This window comes from Providencia sp. PROV205 (genome assembly GCF_028479505.1).
Lineage (GTDB): Bacteria > Pseudomonadota > Gammaproteobacteria > Enterobacterales > Enterobacteriaceae > Providencia > Providencia huaxiensis.
On the sequence record NZ_JAMPNU010000001.1, the window covers coordinates 316573 to 332383 of the forward strand.

The window sequence follows — 15811 nt, forward strand, 5'->3', positions numbered from 1 at the left end:
AACAGTATGAAAAACAGCAAGAAAAGCATCATAAAAAACAGTTGAAAAATCACGCCATATAGAGAGAACAGTATAAAAAACAGCAAGAAAAGCATCATAAAAAACAGTTGAAAAATCACGCCATATTTAGAGAAAACAGTATAAAAAACAGCAAGAAAAACATCATAAAAAGCAGTTGAAAAATCACGCCATATTTAGAGAAAACAGCATGAAAAACAGCAAGAAAATCATCATAAAAAAACAGTTGAAAAACCACGCCATAATTTATCTGATTACGCTAATGATTAATGATGTATTTTATCTAAATCCCCATATAACGAAGGCTCCCCTTCAGGGCGTGTTTTAAAACGGCGATGTAGCCACATATATTGTTCTGGCGCTCTGAGGATCTCTTTTTCGATAATTTGGTTCATCATGGTTGCGGTAGCCAGATTATCTTCAATTGGGAAATCATCAATGGCAGGTTGAATGATGAGCTCATAGCCTTTACCTGCAGGTAAGCGCCTTGGGGTAAAGGGCACCACTAAAGGAGAGGCAAGACGCAAAATAATTTGTGAACCATTGGTCGTGGCCGCATTTTCTACAGCAAATAACGGTGCAAATGTACTATTGCGAGGGCCGTAGTCATGATCTGGGGCATACCACAAAATTTCCCCATTTTTTAAGTCGCGCACCATGCCTTTCATATCTTTGCGATCTAACATATATTTGTTGGAACGTAACCGCCCACGGGTTTGTAGCCAATCAAGCAGGTCATTATCATTGGCGCGATATACACCGATCCCCGGATTTAACATGCCAAAGGCACGCGCTCCAATTTCCAAGGTCAAAAAGTGAACGCCGAGGGCGATAATGCCTCTACCTGTTTGGCGAGCAGCAACCGCATTTTCTTCCCCAATGACGTTGACCCAGCGACGAACTCGCCAATCAGGCCAAAACCAAGCCATGCCCGTTTCAAATAAGCCCATGCCGACAGATTCAAAGTTTTTGTCGACACAGCGTTGCCGCTCTTGCTCGCTCATGTCTGGAAAACATAATTGCAAATTGCGCTCTGCGACTTTCACCCGCTTTTTCAAAAAGCGTTTAGAAAATAACCCTAAACGCGTTCCCATCCAATAAATGAGAGGATAAGGCAACAATACAAGAAGATATAATACGCCAATGCCTAGCCAAGTTAGCCAGTAACGAGGGTGGAGGAACCGTTTTTGAAATTTTGGAGCTAGTATCATTGTTATCCGAATATATTAGTCATAAATTAATAAAAAGGTATGATTAAACTATATCAAATTATTCGTTTAAAGCGTTAATTGCCTGCATGGTGCTTATTAACTCAGCTAAGTTACGAACCGCCATTTTTTCCATGACTCGGGACCGATGAACCTCAACGGTACGTACAGAAACACAGGCTGCCTCAGCAATTTCACGGTTAATTAAGCCTTGCAACACATAACCACAGATATCTTTTTCGCGAGGAGTGAGTGTGTCGTAGCGCTGCTGAATTAAATACCCTTCAGTGGCTTTGGTGGTTTGTGATTGAGCTTGTTTTAATGTTTTGGCAAGCAGCTGGCTATCAATGGGTTTTTGTAGAAAATCGACAGCACCGAGTTTCACTTGTTCCACAGCCATCGGGATATCGCCATGGCCAGACAAAAATATCACGGCCAATGTGCTTTGCTGCTCTCTAAGGTGTTGGTGAACTTGCCGGCCATCTAGCTTTGGCATGCGCATATCCAATAACACCACACCCTCTTGGTGTAGTGCTGCATTTTGGATAAATTTTTCACTGTCATTCCAAACAGTAACGCTATAGCCCAATGTTTCGAGTAAGAATTGGCAGGCATCCGTTACATCGGGGTCATCATCCACGAGATGGATCACTGGCATACATATACCTCGTCGTGTAGAGGGTGACAAAATAAGGTGCTTTATATGACGAGCATTGATTATCGTAATGAAGCCATTGTCACATATAGTTAATGCGAATGTTATCAATTACGTGGCAAAATATGCTTAATCCACGATTTTACTGTGATAATTGAAAATAAGTGTAACCATTAAGCCATGCAACCCATCATCACTCAGGTTATTTTCGATACGAATATCCCCACCTTGGCTTTGGATCAAACGCTGGCAGATCACCAAACCTAACCCTAAGCCTTCTTTTTTAGTCGTGGCAAATGGCGTGATACCTTGCTCTAGTTGCTCGGAAGGCATTCCCCCCGCATTATCCTGCAGAACAAGTAAAAAATGCTGCTGTGAAAAATGAAACTCAAAACGCAGTAGCGTTGCGCCTGCTTGTAAACTGTTACTGATTAAATTGGAGAGCAATTGCTCAAGTAATGTGTCTGGCAACATCAGGGAGATGTCAGGGGTTTCAGGTAAGATTAACCTCGAATTGGGGTAGTGTTGGTCCGCGCGCAATAATTGCCAAATATGGTTAATAGCCTGTTTAACTGATTGTGGGTTTAATGCGACTGCGGGGTCATGGCCCGGTTTACCCGCCCAGAGACGTAAATTACGAATGATGTCGGCTCCACGTTGAGCTTGGTCGTCGATTTTAGTTAATGCGCTAATTAATGGATGGCTTTCAGACTCTTTAGTCAGGCGTAGAATGCACCCTTGGGCATAATGGCGGATTGCAGACAGCGGTTGGTTTAATTCATGGGCAAATCCAGAAGCCATTTCCCCCAAAATATTTAACCGCTGCGCCTTTTGTAAATTAGCTTCTTGCTCTCGTAAGCGGTCATGTGCTTCTTCTAATTGGCGGCTGCGGCGCCTGACCAAAAAGGCAATCCAAACATGGTTAATACCCAGTAAAACGAAAAATAATGCGACAAGGCTGATAGTGATTTGGTTTTGAATCGTCCAACTGACGATATCCTGCCAGATCTGGCGCTGTTGCGGGTGTTGGTTAACGTCTCTGAGCAAGGTTTCGACTTGAGTCACCGACGCTGGAGCTCCCCAACGCATAGCAGCTTTATCTGTTGATAATAATGTTTTGGTCACTTTGTCGACCAAATTGTCTGGAACTTCACTTAAGGCGGCAAAAGACCAATTTGGATACAGTTCTGTGCTAGTTAAACAAGAGAGAGAGCTTGGGTGTTGAATTAATGGGCGAAATTGTGTTTTATCAATCAACCCTTCGCTATGCATGTTTTCTAATAAACAGACAGGAACTATAGCTGCGGATAATGAATCATCACGCAGTGCGTATAATAATGCATCTGCAGGGAAGCCTAAAAATTGCATTTTAAAGTCTTTGGCAGCGTCGTATCCCATATCCCTTAACACTTTGTAACCTAACAAATAGCCACCAAAAGCATCAGGTGAAATTGCTCCGACTTTCTTGCCTATTAGGTTTTTAACGTCTGAAATATCACTCTCTTTACGAACTAATATTAAGCTGCCAATAACATTACGCGTTGTGCTGTTGGGCTCCACGTCTGAGCGAAGGGAGAGCAACCAACGTAAATGATAGCGGTTATCTAACTGAATAAATTGGGCAGGGTTCGTCAGCAAAAAATCAATCTTACGATTGGAAATCGCCTCTTTCATCTCATCTAAATTGAGAGGTTGTAATGTAAAACGCTCCCCAGGAATTGATTCATTGAGCGTATCAATCAAAGGCTGCCAATGAGATTGGGTAGAGCTTGGGCCGCGTAAGGCTAATACCCCAATAGTCCACTGGGCCGAAATTGCCGGCAAAGACCACGTCAGTAGCATGATTAACAGTATGTGATACAACGGCCTAGACGATTTTTTTAACATATTTGAGTTATTCGTTGCGTTAGATCAATTTAGCTACGGGTATGTGGTAAACCACAATAGGGCAGTGGCTCCACTCTTCTTACAATGGCACTACAAGTTCTATCAAGGTAACCCAACTGGTTTAAAGAGAAATAACAATTTCAATGGTTATCTTAACGAGACTGTACCCATTGTCAATAACGCATGTAATACAAATAACATATTGATTAATAACTTTTATTTTCGCATTAGCAATGTCAATACTGGAGCCAATTATGGATCTGAGTAAACGAAAATTTCTACAACAAATTGGAGCCGTAACTGCGGGGGCATCATTAATTCCCATCGCAGAAGCAGGGCTCAATTTTTCCCCAACACGCCGAGAAGGCAACCCAGAAAAACGTTATGGAATGTTGATTGATTTGCGCCGCTGTATTGGCTGCCAATCCTGCACAGTAAGCTGCTCGGTTGAAAACCAAACGCCACAAGGCCAATTTAGAACGACAGTGAATCAATATCAAGTCGCAGTGAAAGGCGAAGAAGGGTTCACTAATGTGCTGTTACCTCGTTTATGTAACCACTGTGATAACCCTCCTTGTGTTCCTGTGTGTCCGGTTCAAGCGACTTTCCAACGGGAAGACGGCATTGTTGTCGTTGATAACGAACGCTGTGTTGGCTGTGCTTACTGTGTACAAGCCTGTCCATACGATGCGCGTTTTATCAACCACTCTACCCAAACTGCGGATAAATGCACATTCTGCGCTCATCGCTTAGAAGTGGGCTTATTGCCAGCTTGTGTTGAATCCTGTGTGGGTGGCGCACGTATTATTGGGGATTTAAAAGACCCTAACAGTACAATTCGTAAAATGCTGACGGAGCACGAGGCTGAAATTAAAGTACTCAAACCGGAAAGTGGCACCTTACCACAAGTTTTCTATATTGGTTTAGATGATGCATTCGTACAGCCGCTGCAAGGCAAAGGGCAGCCCGCATTATGGCAGGAGGTGTTCTGATGAATGGCCAAGTGACTTATATTTCAGAAATTATGGCTCAGCCACAAGAGTTCTTCTGGCTTCCTTGGGCGGTACAATATTTCTTCTTCATTGGAATTGCGTCTTGTGCGGTACTGTACGCTTGTTACCTTCATTGGAGAAACAAACCTGAAAACAGCCGCTTAGAGATGATCTCTGTATTTATTGCTATCACGATGGGGATCACTGCCCCGTTAGCATTAACCGCAGATTTACACCAAACCGCAAGGGTATGGCATTTCTACGCACATCCAACAATGTGGTCTTGGATGTGGTGGGGCTCTGTGTTACTACCATTATTCACCACATTTATTGGTTTATATTTTGTCGCGTTAGTGGTGAAACTGATTTGGAAAAAAGAGTTTAAAGCAACGCGTTGGGTAGCCTTGCTGGCTGCGCTTTCAGCGATCGGCTTATTGTTATATACCGGCCGTGAAGCCTCAGTGTTAAATGCACGTCCAATTTGGTATAGCTGGTGGATACCCGTATTGATGTTCCTGAGTGCTCTACAAGTCTTACCTGCTTTGATTGGTTTAGGGGCACGCCGTGAACCTCAATATCAAAATCGCTTAGCCCGCTTCCAAGTGGTGACATTATTGCTGTTCGCCGTGTGTTTTGCGCTATGGCTCTCAGGTGATACGACTTCAGGTATTGCCGTGCGCCAACAGTTAGATACAGCAAGCCCTGGGTGGTGGATGTTGATGGGAGTTTGTGCATTGTGGGTAATCACTTTTGCGATGTCCGTCAGTAATTTAAAAGCGACTCGCTCCATCCCATATATCACTATTTTAGCCTTAGTTTCAATGGCTTTTGCTTGGACGTTACGTTGGATTTTCCTGATGGAAGTTCAAGCGGTTCCAAAATATAACATTATCGCCAATCCATACCATTTCCCATTGGGAACAGATGGATTACTGGCTATCGTCGGTACATTCGGTTTATGGATTGCGTTAACAATTATTGTTCGTGAAGGTGTTCGCTGGTTTGCGAGGAGAGTGCAACATGGCTAAATTCTCAAGACGTCAATGGCTTAAAGGTGGTTTGGTTGTCGGTGGTATCGCATTATTCGGTGCAAGCTACCGTGATGTTGCCAAACGTGCAGTCGATGGTCTGGTTAATGGTACGTCAGGTAAAGTCACTCTTGATCGCATCAATGGTAACTCTTTACGCCCTGAAGGACAGGCGCTGAAAGGCTGGCAAGAAAATCCAGAACAAGTGGTTGCGATGACACAGTGTTTTGGTTGTTGGACTCAGTGTGGTATTCGTGCTCGCGTCGATACAGCAAAAAATGAAGTATTGCGTATCGCGGGGAACCCTTATCACCCACTTTCCCATGAAGAGCACTTTCCTTATGGTATGCCGCTGAAAACTGCATTTAACAAAATGAGCGGTGAGTCAGGCCTCGAGCACCGTTCTACTGCCTGTGCTCGCGGTGCGACGTTAATGGAAGGCTTAACAAGCCCATTGCGTATTCTAGAGCCGATGAAACGTGTTGGTAAACGTGGAGAAGGCAAATGGGAGCGCATCAGCTTTGAACAATTAATTAAAGAAGTGGTTGAAGGGGGCGATCTATTTGGTGAGGGGCACGTGGATGGCTTACGGGCAATTCGTGATTTAGAAACGCCTTTAGACCCATCTCAACCTAAATTAGGCCCAAAAGCTAACCAATTATTAGTGACCAACGCAGGTGATGATGGCCGTGATGGCTTTATCCGCCGCTTTGCTCAAAATGCCTTTGGTAGTAAAAACTTCGGTGCTCACGGTTCTTATTGTGGACTGGCTTACCGTGCAGGCTCCGGTGCACTGATGGATGATTTGGACAAAAATGCCCACGTTAAACCTGATTGGGATAATGTCCGCTTCGCTCTGTTCCTCGGCACATCGCCTGCGCAATCAGGTAACCCATTTAAGCGCCAAGGCCGCCAGTTAGCGACAGCGCGTTTGCGCGATTCATTTAACTATGTGGTGGTTTCACCTGCATTACCATTAACGACGACTTTAGCGAATGACCACGGTCACTGGGTGCCGGTGCAACCGGGCACTGATGCCGCGTTAGTGATGGGGATGATCCGTTGGATCATCGAAAATGAGCGTTATAATGCAAAATACCTCAGCGTGCCAAGTGAAAAATCCATGGAAGCAGCGGGGGAGAAAAGCTGGACTAACTCAACCCATTTAGTGATTACGGATGATAACCACCCATTAGCAGGCAAATTGTTAATTTCTTCTTATATCACAGGAGAAGGTGACAATGAGAAAGCCTATTTAGTGCAAGATGCTGCGGGTGAGTTAAAACTGGCGGATGAAGCCCCTACGGCTGAGCTGTTTGTGACACGCCAAGTGACCTTGCACGATGGCAGTGAAGTGACCGTTAAATCCAGCTTCCAGTGTTTAAAAGAAGCGGCAAACCGTATGACGTTGGAAGAGTACAGCCAGCGTTGCCATGTTCCAGTAAAAACCATTGAATCACTCGGTAAAGCATTAACTTCTTACGATAGAAAAGCCGCGGTTATCTCCCATGGCGGTATGATGGGTGGTAATGGTTTCTACACTGCATGGTCAGTTATCATGCTTAACGCATTGATTGGTAACTTAAACTTAAAAGGCGGTGTCTCTGTTGGTGGCGGTAAATTCAACGGGGAAAACGATGGACCACGTTATAAAATTGCCAGCTATAAAGGTAAAGTGAAACCTAAGGGTGTGGTGTTATCGCGCAGTAATGAAGTGTATGAAAAGTCAGATGAATTCAAAGCGCGCCAAGCGGCAGGCGAAAGCCCATATCCTGCAAAAGCGCCTTGGTACCCGTTTGCGAAAGGCCAACTGACCGAGCAACTAGCATCTGCCTTGATGGGGTACCCCTACGCACTGAAAGCGTGGATCACCAATATGACTAACCCTGTATACGGTATCGCAGGTATTCGTCAGGTGATGGAAGAAAAACTGAAAGACCCAAAACATTTACCGCTGATTATTGGTATTGATGCCTTTATGAATGAAACCACGGCATTAGCAGATTATATTGTGCCGGATACCCATAATTTCGAAAGTTGGGGGTTCAGCGCACCCTGGTCTGGTGTGCAGGTCAAAGCCAGTACGGCACGTTGGCCAATTGTTGAGTCACGTACAGCTAAAACCGCGGATGGCCAGCCGGTTTCGATGGAAAGTTTCTGTATCGCTGTAGCGAAAGAACTTAATTTACCAGGCTTTGGCGATAACGTGATTGAGGACATGGATGGCAACATGCATTCACTCAATACAGCGGAAGACTATTACTTAAGAGTGGCTGCCAATATGGCATGGTTAGGGGAAAAACCAGTCCCTGAAGCCGCAACAGAAGATATCCAAATCAGTGGCGTGGAGCGCATTTTACCGGCTATTACGCGGACTTTAAAACCGGAAGAAGTGCGTCGTGTTGCCTATATTTTCACACGCGGTGGTCGTTTTGCACCTTATGAAAAAGCATGGGATGGCGATGCAACAGGCCCTCAGTGGAAAAAAGGCCTACAAATTTGGAACCCAACGGTGGCAATTAACCGCCATGCTATAACCGGTGAGCGCTATAGTGGTTGCCCGACCTATTATCCACCACGTATGGCAAATGGCGATGATGTGAATACGGTATTCCCAGAAAAAGAGTGGCCGTTGAAACTGATGTCATTTAAATCCCATGTCATGAGCAGTTCAACGACTGTTATTGAACGTTTACGCCATGTGAAACCGACGAACCTTGTCGCTATCCACCCGGATGACGCTGCGAGAATGGGGGTAACACATGGAGATTGGATCCGCATCACCACTCCGGGTGGCCATGCTGAAGCCCAAGTGAGTGTTCTTGATGGCGTAATGCCTGGTGTGCTTGCAATTGAACATGGCTATGGACACACAGAAATGGGGGCGAAGCAGCATTATCTTGATGGCCAACCAATGCCAATGAATGCGGCAAATGGCTCAGGAATTAACTTAAATGACCTTGGGTTCGCTGACCCAACGCGTGAAGTCGCCAACACGTGGTTAGATTGGGTCTCGGGGGCATCGGTTCGCCAAGGCTTACCTGCTCGCATTGAGTTAATTGGTTAAATGAAGTAGTAAGGATGGTTAGTGATGAGGACCTGCATAGCTTTATCATTAGCCATCTGGTAGTTGGCAATAAAATTGGAAGTTGTAATAGTTGGAAGTTGTAATAAGTAGTAAGCAGTTGACATTGCGCATAAAACGGTGTTACTGCACCGTGACTTCGGCAAATGCCTGGGAGGGGGAGCCCTCCCTTTTTTAATGGTTTATCGCAACAGCGGGGAAACCGATTGTTCTAAGCCAATACTCTGTAACATCAAAACGCCCATCAAAATAAATAAAAGACCTGCCAAAATTTTCAGTGTGATTGCCCAATATGGGGAAAGTGACTTTCCTTTTAAGCTTGATACCCGAACGGCATTATCACGCATTAAATGAACAAAAATAGCGATTAAACAAATAGTTAATGTAGTCCCCATAGCCATTGCTAAGGCTGCGATAACCCCCCACGCATATACCTCAATGACATAAGAAAACAGCAATACAAGAATTGCCCCGGAACAAGGGCGAATACCCATCGATAAGATAATCAATAGCTTACTTTTAAAACTGGATTGCAATTGATGGGATTGGATAACGTGTTGGTGTCCACAGCCACAGTTGTCTGAGTGGCTATGGACTTTTGTTTTACTTATTGCTTTCGTTGAAGAATTCAATGGTTGAATGCTTTTTATCGTGAGTGGCGCCAAGTGTTTTGATTTGCGGATTGACCAGCTACGACGCAGTGCGCTGATGCATAAATAACCACCTAGCAAAATGACAAATAGATAACTGGTTTGCTCGGCATATAAACTGGCTTGGTTGAGATGTTTAGTAGAGAGTTGGAATAGGATCAAGACTAAGGAAACTAAAGTGATCGCAACAAGCCCTTGTAAGAGTGAGGCTAGTAAACTAATGATAACACTCTGCTTTAAATGAGTCGCTTGAGTTGCAATATAAGTGGTGATAATTAATTTTCCATGTCCCGGCCCAAGGGCATGCAAAAAGCCATAAGCAAAACTAGCAACCACCAGTAACCCGCCTGCATACCATGGGCGAGAAGTGGTTTCTTGTAATAGGTAAGATAGCCCTTGGTTTAACTGTTTTTGCCAAGCAAAGCTAAGTTGTAGCCATGATCCCCAGTGGGTAAATAGCTGCCAAGCGGCATAGGTAATAAGCCCCATAAACAGCGCAGTGATTATTAATTTTGGTGTGCGTAAAGGCATTATGGACATTGAATATCAACCCGTTGTGCAAACTGTTTGCCAAGTGCCAAATCTTCTTCTGGGTTATCACTTTTATCTAAGGAAAAAGCGTAGGCGCGCATTGAGTCGGTGACATTTGCTTCTTGTAGTTCCATCTGGCAATTTGCGGCAATATCCAAAGGCAGGTGAATTTGCTGTTTATTTGGGTAAGTCATGCTGACGTAGAAAGTTGGGTCGTAAGTTTGAATTTCTATGTGGGAACCAGTAATAGGCAAGGGCTGCATAAAGGAAGCGGTAAAGAAAAAAACTAAAGAAAAGCCATCTTTTTCTAAATGATAGCTATCAGGAATACGTTTAAAGCTGACTTTCTTTCCTTGATAATAAAAGTCAGTGAAATAATCCTGCATCAACACATTCGCCATAATAATAGCTTCTTGCTGTTTCCAACGCGGGTCATCCGGTTTGATACCTTTTAATTCATATGCGATATCCGCTGATGTCATTGGGTCCATTTTCCAAACATAGCTAATCCCTGAATATTTATCTTGTTTACTTTCAAGGGAAATTTGCATCTCAATAAAACTATGAGGGTGTGCCGCTGCGTGTGGAGCAACCATAAACAGAAATAAAAAATAGAAAGGAAAAAATCGCATCATTCAGTCAGCTAAATTGTTTTATCAAAAAAATGTTATAACATAACGAAGCGCAAACTAAAAAGAAAAATATCCGCTGATGATTGAAAATAGTATCTAAACGATTAGTTAATACTTTCATCACAATAACCCTGCAAATAAAGGGTTTTTTATTAACAAAATAACAGCGATAATATTTAATAATGGTCAAGTGTGGACACTTCGTGGACACCATCCGATTTTTGCTTTAGAAATTAACTCGTTACAAAGGAAAAGAGAACACCATGCCAGTGTTACATAATCAAGTTTCAAATAAAATTTTAAAAGAGCGTATGTTGGCTGAAACTGAGCCTCGTACCACAATCTCTTTTTATAAGTATTTCACTATTCAAGACCCAAACGAATTTCGCAATCAATGGTATCAACAATTTAAATCATTAAGCGTTTTTGGGCGTGTTTATATTGCCAAAGAAGGTATTAACGCCCAAATTAGTGTGCCTGAATCCAATGTGAACGCATTACGCGAACTTATCTATACAACAGACCCTGCATTAGAAAACCTACGTTTAAATATTGCGATTGATGATGACGGTAAATCGTTCTGGGTGCTGCGCATGAAGGTCCGTGAGCGTGTGGTAGCTGACGGTATTGATGACGAAACATTTAACCCAGCAAATACGGGGCAATATCTAAAAGCTCATGAAGTGAATGAGATGATTGATGACCCAAATACTGTTTTCGTCGATATGCGAAATCATTATGAGTATGAAGTAGGGCGTTTTGATAATGCAATTGAAATACCGTCAGATACGTTTAGGGAGCAACTGCCAATGGCGGTTGAAATGCTGCAAGAGCAAAAAGACAAAAACGTTGTAATGTATTGTACTGGTGGGATCCGTTGTGAAAAAGCCAGTGCCTATATGCTGCATAACGGCTTCAAAAATGTCTACCATGTTGAAGGTGGGATTATTGAATATGCACGTAAGGCGAAAGAACAAGGCCTACCTCTACGGTTCAAAGGGAAAAACTTTGTTTTTGACAACCGTATGGGTGAGCGTATTACAGAGGACACATTAGCACAATGCCACCAATGTGGGGCTCCTTGTGATGCGCATACCAATTGCCGTAACGATGGTTGCCATTTGTTGTTCATTCAATGCCCTAGCTGCGCAGAAAAGTATGAAGGTTGTTGCAGTTCATCTTGCACAGAAGAAATGAAACTTCCAGAGCAAGAACAGCGGGCACGCCGTGCAGGTCGTGAAGTCAGTAATAAAATCTTTAATAAGTCACGTCACCGTTTATCCGATGGGTTATTAAATAAAGATAACTAGTTATTGATATTCTCGATAATAAGATAGCCCTATAATTAGGGCTGATTAGAGCAAGATAAAATTAATTGAAATAAAAAATTTATTTCATTCGATGTCATCACGTTGCTTATACCCCATGCATTTTGTATGAAATTCATGGGGTTTTTGTTAATGGTTTGCAGCTGGTAACGCCATTTTGTAAAGAAGTGTAATTTAAGGCTTGAAATACGCGTAACTGGCACTATATAAGAATTGCACCAAGAAAGAGCATTATCCCATACTAGGTACACAGGTAATGGTGCATAGTCGTACGTGTTTAGATTGATATAAAAATATTGAAGGAGAAATTATGTCTAACATTAGATCTTTTTCATTATTCCCAACATTATCTGATAGCCTACTTTCTAACAGATTTGACCAAATGGATCGTTTGTTTAGCCAGCTAACAGGTAATAGGCCTTTAACTTCAGAGCATCCGTATAATTTAAAACAAGTAAATGAAACAAGCTATCAATTAACGGTTAGTGTTCCAGGTTATAAGGAAGAGGACTTAAGCGTATCCCTAAAAGGTGGGAAATTGTATATTCAAGGTGAGCAATCAGCAGAATTAGTTAATGATTCTGAGAAATGGATCCATCAAGGAATAACGCAAAGTAAGTTTTCCCTTGAGTTTAACCTCGGTAAAAATGTGAAGATAGAAAGTGCTGAGTTATCTAGTGGTTTACTAACTCTGGATATTGAATATGAAATCCCGGATGAAGAAAAACCTCGAGTTATCGCTATTGAAAATAAAGATATAAAATCATAGAACTAAAATTTATGGCCCGTCAGCAGTTAGAGTGACTTTATAACGATGGACACTTTTGTTGACCGGTTTGCAAGGCCTGATTTCGCTATTTAAACGGAGTCAGGCCTTTTAGTTTTGTTTCAGTCAATTTAAATTAAAACATTTTTAATATAAATATTTAAATACATTATATATAAAAAATAACTCAATTCTATTTTTGACGAAAACTTTCGAGGCTATATGCCTTTTTTGTGAATAAACAGTACTGTTACTGATCCCTAACTTTCGAGAAATAATATGATTAGGCGTCTCATTCATCCAATTATTAATAATGTTTTGTTCTTTAATTGTAAAAATGGATGAATCTATATTATTAGCAAGTTTGGTAATTTTTTCGATTTGCTCATGGTCTTGAATAACTCTATCAAGCGTTTGAATAATAATGCTTTTTGATAGGATGAAATAATTATCTTTTAATAGTAATGGGTTGTTTGTTTGTGGGTAAGGGGCATTTATATAAATATAAAAACGTGTATTATTAGCATTGTTTAATAACTGCTGTAGGATAGGGCAGTAATTAGAGTAATTACAATAGTATGTAAGATTCACTAATATAATACTTGGTAGTTCTTTGTTTATAAAACCAATGGCTTCTTTTATACATCCTGTACTAATAAATTCGAGTTTTTTATTTTTGGATAAATATTCTGTAATGCCAAGACGTGTATAATAACATTCATCAATAACTAATATTCGCATTGGAACATCCTTGTTCAAGAAGATATCTTACAATAAATTGGAATTGATAGAGAAGTCAACCAAGGATTAATAAAAACAATAAATAGTGTTCTTATTTACAATTGCAAATTATTAATTAATTGATAAGGTAATTATATAAGGATATATAATTACCCATATGGATGAATATATAAATAAATGGATATTAGTGACACTAATATCCATTTATTTCCCTAGTGTGTTTTAAAACCAAGCTCGACATATTCACCTGACTCTATCTTGTCTACGCCAGCTTGGAGAATATGAATGAGTTGTTTAGCCACATCAGTCGTTAGCCACATGGTTTTATCCACAATAGCGTCACCTGTGTGTTTATCTTGTTCAGGGAGGTAGTGCAAACGCAACATCATAGCGTCGTAATCATCGACTGTGCTGATGTCCCAGCCAACTACTGGGTGGGTTTGAATGACATCATTTTTTTTATTCATATAAACCTCCTAATCAAACATCGTGATAAATAATAAATATCTATAACTGACTAAGAGCAATGATCTCGTGATGAGTCCACTTTTAGTATAAGGAGATTTCACCAATAATAAAGCAAATAAAACATTTTTTTTGTTTATATGACAGAAAATGCATAAAGTGAATCATTATGTTCGTCGGCAAGTGTCATCAATTGTGAAAATACACAAGGAAAATCAATTTATTGATCTTTAATTGGCCATGCTAAGTCGGTAAATTATGTTTTTATCCTACTTAGCTAATAATGATATGGGAAGTCATTTTAACTTCCCATTGACGTGTTCACTACTGGCCCAGAGAAATTGTCCAGCGAGCGTCTTCTCCTGCTAAGAAAGGAACTAATTTATCATTGCAGCAGTCAATCGATTCACAAATGATATTTTGCTCTTTAGTTAGCGTGATGGTTCCTTCATTCACGGGTAAGTTATAGAATTTAGGGCCATTTAATGAACAAAAAGCTTCGAAATGTGCTAAAGCCCCGAGTTCTTCAAAAACACTTGCGTAAGCCGCTAATGCAGTAGGAGCATTAAATACCCCAGCGCAACCGCAGGAAGACTCTTTACGTGACTGTATGTGTGGTGCGGTATCGGTACCAAGGAAGAAACGCTCACACCCTGAAGCAACGGCTGCACGTAGTGCTTCTTGGTGCACATTTCGTTTCAAAATAGGCAAGCAAAATAAATGCGGTCTTACACCACCAACTAACATGTGGTTACGATTAAACATTAAATGTTGAGGTGTCAAAGTTGCAGCTGTAAATTCATTTGCTTCTTGGACATACTGAGCCGCTTCTTTGGTGGTTATGTGCTCAAAAACAATTTTCAGTTTTGGAAACTGTGCCCGTAGTGGCAACATAACTTGTTCAATAAACAGTGCTTCTCGGTCAAAAATATCGATATGGCTTGCAGTGACTTCACCATGGATAAGCAGTGGCATTCCTGCTTCTTCCATTGCTGCTAATACGGGGTAAATCTTTTTAATATCAGATACGCCATGGCTAGAGTTAGTTGTTGCATTAGCCGGGTAGAGTTTACAGGCCGTAAATACCCCTTCGTTAAAGCCACGAATGACTTCAGTAGGATCTGTGCTATCAGTAAGGTAGCAAGTCATTAAAGGGGTAAATTGATGCCCTTCGGGAACTGCGTTTAGAATGCGCTCACGGTAAGCCTTTGCGGCTTCAATCGTTGTGATTGGCGGAACTAAATTCGGCATGACAATTGCACGGCCAAAAAATTCACTGGTATAGGGAACGACCGTTTTTAACATATCATCATCGCGAAAATGAACATGCCAATCATCAGGGCGGCGGATCGTTAGGGTAGTTACAGTTGTCATTAAACCGGCTCCATAAGGGAAGAGTGAATGATGAGCGAGTGCTCAAGCCGGAATAGAATGATAAAGGTAAAGTAAAAAAATAGCTATGAGAAATCGCGATTATAGCGTATTTCAGAGGCAGATCGTGCAAAAGACGTAAATAGGTTAATTATTCAAATCGTTTAATAGCAAAAAACCTGCTTAAGTTTCCTTAAGCAGGTTTCTCTAAATTTTGGCTCCTCCAGCTGGACTCGAACCAGCGACATACGGATTAACAGTCCGCCGTTCTACCGACTGAACTATGGAGGAACTCCTTGGTACGCAGAGGATATTAGCTTTCTCTTACTGTATTGTCAAAGGAGAATAGCGAAAAAAATGTTTGTTTGCCTGTTATCTGTGCGAACTGTCGGAAGTTTGATCGAAAATAGGCTAGAGGTGATAAATCAAAGCGATACACTAACGAAAGGCGTGT

Annotated in this window: 13 protein-coding genes and 1 tRNA gene; 5 read left to right on the forward strand and 9 right to left on the reverse strand. The window is 41.7% G+C overall.

Translation table 11 applies throughout. The annotated features are described in order from the left end of the window. Positions 1 to 284: 284 nt before the first annotated feature. The 3 genes from PR800_RS01485 to ttrS all read right to left on the reverse strand — a co-directional run bounded on the left by PR800_RS01485 (position 285) and on the right by ttrS (position 3768). A complete protein-coding gene (locus tag PR800_RS01485; RefSeq protein ID WP_102139549.1) occupies positions 285 to 1229 on the reverse strand; it encodes a Kdo(2)-lipid IV(A) acyltransferase in 945 nt (314 codons plus the stop codon). Between the two features lie 58 nt (positions 1230 to 1287). Next, on the reverse strand, positions 1288 to 1884 hold the full coding sequence (gene ttrR / locus PR800_RS01490; protein WP_272530059.1) for a tetrathionate respiration response regulator TtrR: 597 nt from the start codon (positions 1882 to 1884) through the stop codon (positions 1288 to 1290). A 126-nt stretch (positions 1885 to 2010) separates the two neighbouring features. Beyond that, positions 2011 to 3768, reverse strand: a complete 1758-nt coding sequence (gene ttrS / locus PR800_RS01495; protein ID WP_102139551.1) for a tetrathionate respiration histidine kinase TtrS — start codon at positions 3766 to 3768, stop codon at positions 2011 to 2013. Between the two features lie 254 nt (positions 3769 to 4022). Here ttrS and ttrB point away from each other — a divergent pair, with 254 nt between their 5' ends. Genes ttrB through ttrA form a run of 3 tightly spaced genes read left to right on the forward strand, consistent with a single transcriptional unit; the run spans position 4023 to position 8855 of the window. Continuing rightward, the gene (gene ttrB, locus PR800_RS01500; RefSeq protein ID WP_036957869.1) at positions 4023 to 4760 is read left to right on the forward strand and encodes a tetrathionate reductase subunit TtrB; all 738 of its coding nucleotides are present in this window, start codon (positions 4023 to 4025) and stop codon (positions 4758 to 4760) included. Further along, positions 4742 to 5788 (forward strand): tetrathionate reductase subunit TtrC, encoded by a 1047-nt coding sequence (gene ttrC, locus PR800_RS01505; protein WP_102139553.1) that lies wholly within the window; start codon positions 4742 to 4744, stop codon positions 5786 to 5788. Before ttrB ends, ttrC begins: the two co-directional genes overlap by 19 nt. Beyond that, entirely contained in the window at positions 5781 to 8855 is a 3075-nt protein-coding gene (ttrA, locus tag PR800_RS01510; RefSeq protein ID WP_102139554.1) for a tetrathionate reductase subunit TtrA, read from the forward strand. The genes ttrC and ttrA overlap by 8 nt, the downstream gene beginning before the upstream one ends. Before the next feature lie 200 nt (positions 8856 to 9055). Here the strand turns inward: ttrA and PR800_RS01515 are convergent, their stop codons facing one another. Both PR800_RS01515 and PR800_RS01520 read right to left on the reverse strand, forming a co-directional pair. Further along, positions 9056 to 10063 carry a nickel/cobalt transporter gene (locus PR800_RS01515; RefSeq protein WP_272530060.1) on the reverse strand — a complete coding sequence of 336 codons (1008 nt, stop codon included), beginning with the start codon at positions 10061 to 10063 and terminating at the stop codon, positions 9056 to 9058. Further along, complete coding sequence (locus PR800_RS01520) at positions 10054 to 10689, reverse strand: DUF1007 family protein (RefSeq protein WP_166266845.1); 636 nt, start codon at positions 10687 to 10689, stop codon at positions 10054 to 10056. Before PR800_RS01520 ends, PR800_RS01515 begins: the two co-directional genes overlap by 10 nt. Before the next feature lie 260 nt (positions 10690 to 10949). Here PR800_RS01520 and trhO point away from each other — a divergent pair, with 260 nt between their 5' ends. Beyond that, positions 10950 to 11996, forward strand: coding sequence for an oxygen-dependent tRNA uridine(34) hydroxylase TrhO (gene trhO, locus PR800_RS01525; protein WP_272530061.1), 1047 nt, complete (start codon positions 10950 to 10952; stop codon positions 11994 to 11996). Between the two features lie 328 nt (positions 11997 to 12324). Then, complete coding sequence (locus PR800_RS01530; RefSeq protein ID WP_166266847.1) at positions 12325 to 12783, forward strand: Hsp20 family protein; 459 nt, start codon at positions 12325 to 12327, stop codon at positions 12781 to 12783. A gap of 144 nt (positions 12784 to 12927) precedes the next feature. Here the strand turns inward: PR800_RS01530 and PR800_RS01535 are convergent, their stop codons facing one another. From PR800_RS01535 to PR800_RS01550, 4 genes are all read right to left on the reverse strand, one after another. Then, on the reverse strand, positions 12928 to 13521 hold the full coding sequence (locus PR800_RS01535; protein ID WP_210844611.1) for a LuxR C-terminal-related transcriptional regulator: 594 nt from the start codon (positions 13519 to 13521) through the stop codon (positions 12928 to 12930). 212 nt (positions 13522 to 13733) lie between these two features. Next, on the reverse strand, positions 13734 to 13988 hold the full coding sequence (gene bssS / locus PR800_RS01540; RefSeq protein ID WP_004909784.1) for a biofilm formation regulator BssS: 255 nt from the start codon (positions 13986 to 13988) through the stop codon (positions 13734 to 13736). A 322-nt stretch (positions 13989 to 14310) separates the two neighbouring features. After that, the gene (gene pyrC / locus PR800_RS01545) at positions 14311 to 15360 is read right to left on the reverse strand and encodes a dihydroorotase (protein ID WP_102139558.1); all 1050 of its coding nucleotides are present in this window, start codon (positions 15358 to 15360) and stop codon (positions 14311 to 14313) included. Between the two features lie 212 nt (positions 15361 to 15572). Further along, positions 15573 to 15648, reverse strand: a tRNA-Asn gene (locus PR800_RS01550). Positions 15649 to 15811 lie beyond the last annotated feature (163 nt).

Bases quoted from the DNA above. Each gene is read 5' to 3' on its own strand.
- PR800_RS01485 (WP_102139549.1), bottom strand. From the start codon at position 1,229: ATGATACTAGCTCCAAAATTTCAAAAACGGTTCCTCCACCCTCGTTAC.
- ttrR (WP_272530059.1), bottom strand. From the start codon at position 1,884: ATGCCAGTGATCCATCTCGTGGATGATGACCCCGATGTAACGGATGCC.
- ttrS (WP_102139551.1), bottom strand. From the start codon at position 3,768: ATGTTAAAAAAATCGTCTAGGCCGTTGTATCACATACTGTTAATCATG.
- ttrB (WP_036957869.1), top strand. From the start codon at position 4,023: ATGGATCTGAGTAAACGAAAATTTCTACAACAAATTGGAGCCGTAACT.
- ttrC (WP_102139553.1), top strand. From the start codon at position 4,742: ATGGCAGGAGGTGTTCTGATGAATGGCCAAGTGACTTATATTTCAGAA.
- ttrA (WP_102139554.1), top strand. From the start codon at position 5,781: ATGGCTAAATTCTCAAGACGTCAATGGCTTAAAGGTGGTTTGGTTGTC.
- PR800_RS01515 (WP_272530060.1), bottom strand. From the start codon at position 10,063: ATGTCCATAATGCCTTTACGCACACCAAAATTAATAATCACTGCGCTG.
- PR800_RS01520 (WP_166266845.1), bottom strand. From the start codon at position 10,689: ATGATGCGATTTTTTCCTTTCTATTTTTTATTTCTGTTTATGGTTGCT.
- trhO (WP_272530061.1), top strand. From the start codon at position 10,950: ATGCCAGTGTTACATAATCAAGTTTCAAATAAAATTTTAAAAGAGCGT.
- PR800_RS01530 (WP_166266847.1), top strand. From the start codon at position 12,325: ATGTCTAACATTAGATCTTTTTCATTATTCCCAACATTATCTGATAGC.
- PR800_RS01535 (WP_210844611.1), bottom strand. From the start codon at position 13,521: ATGCGAATATTAGTTATTGATGAATGTTATTATACACGTCTTGGCATT.
- bssS (WP_004909784.1), bottom strand. From the start codon at position 13,988: ATGAATAAAAAAAATGATGTCATTCAAACCCACCCAGTAGTTGGCTGG.
- pyrC (WP_102139558.1), bottom strand. From the start codon at position 15,360: ATGACAACTGTAACTACCCTAACGATCCGCCGCCCTGATGATTGGCAT.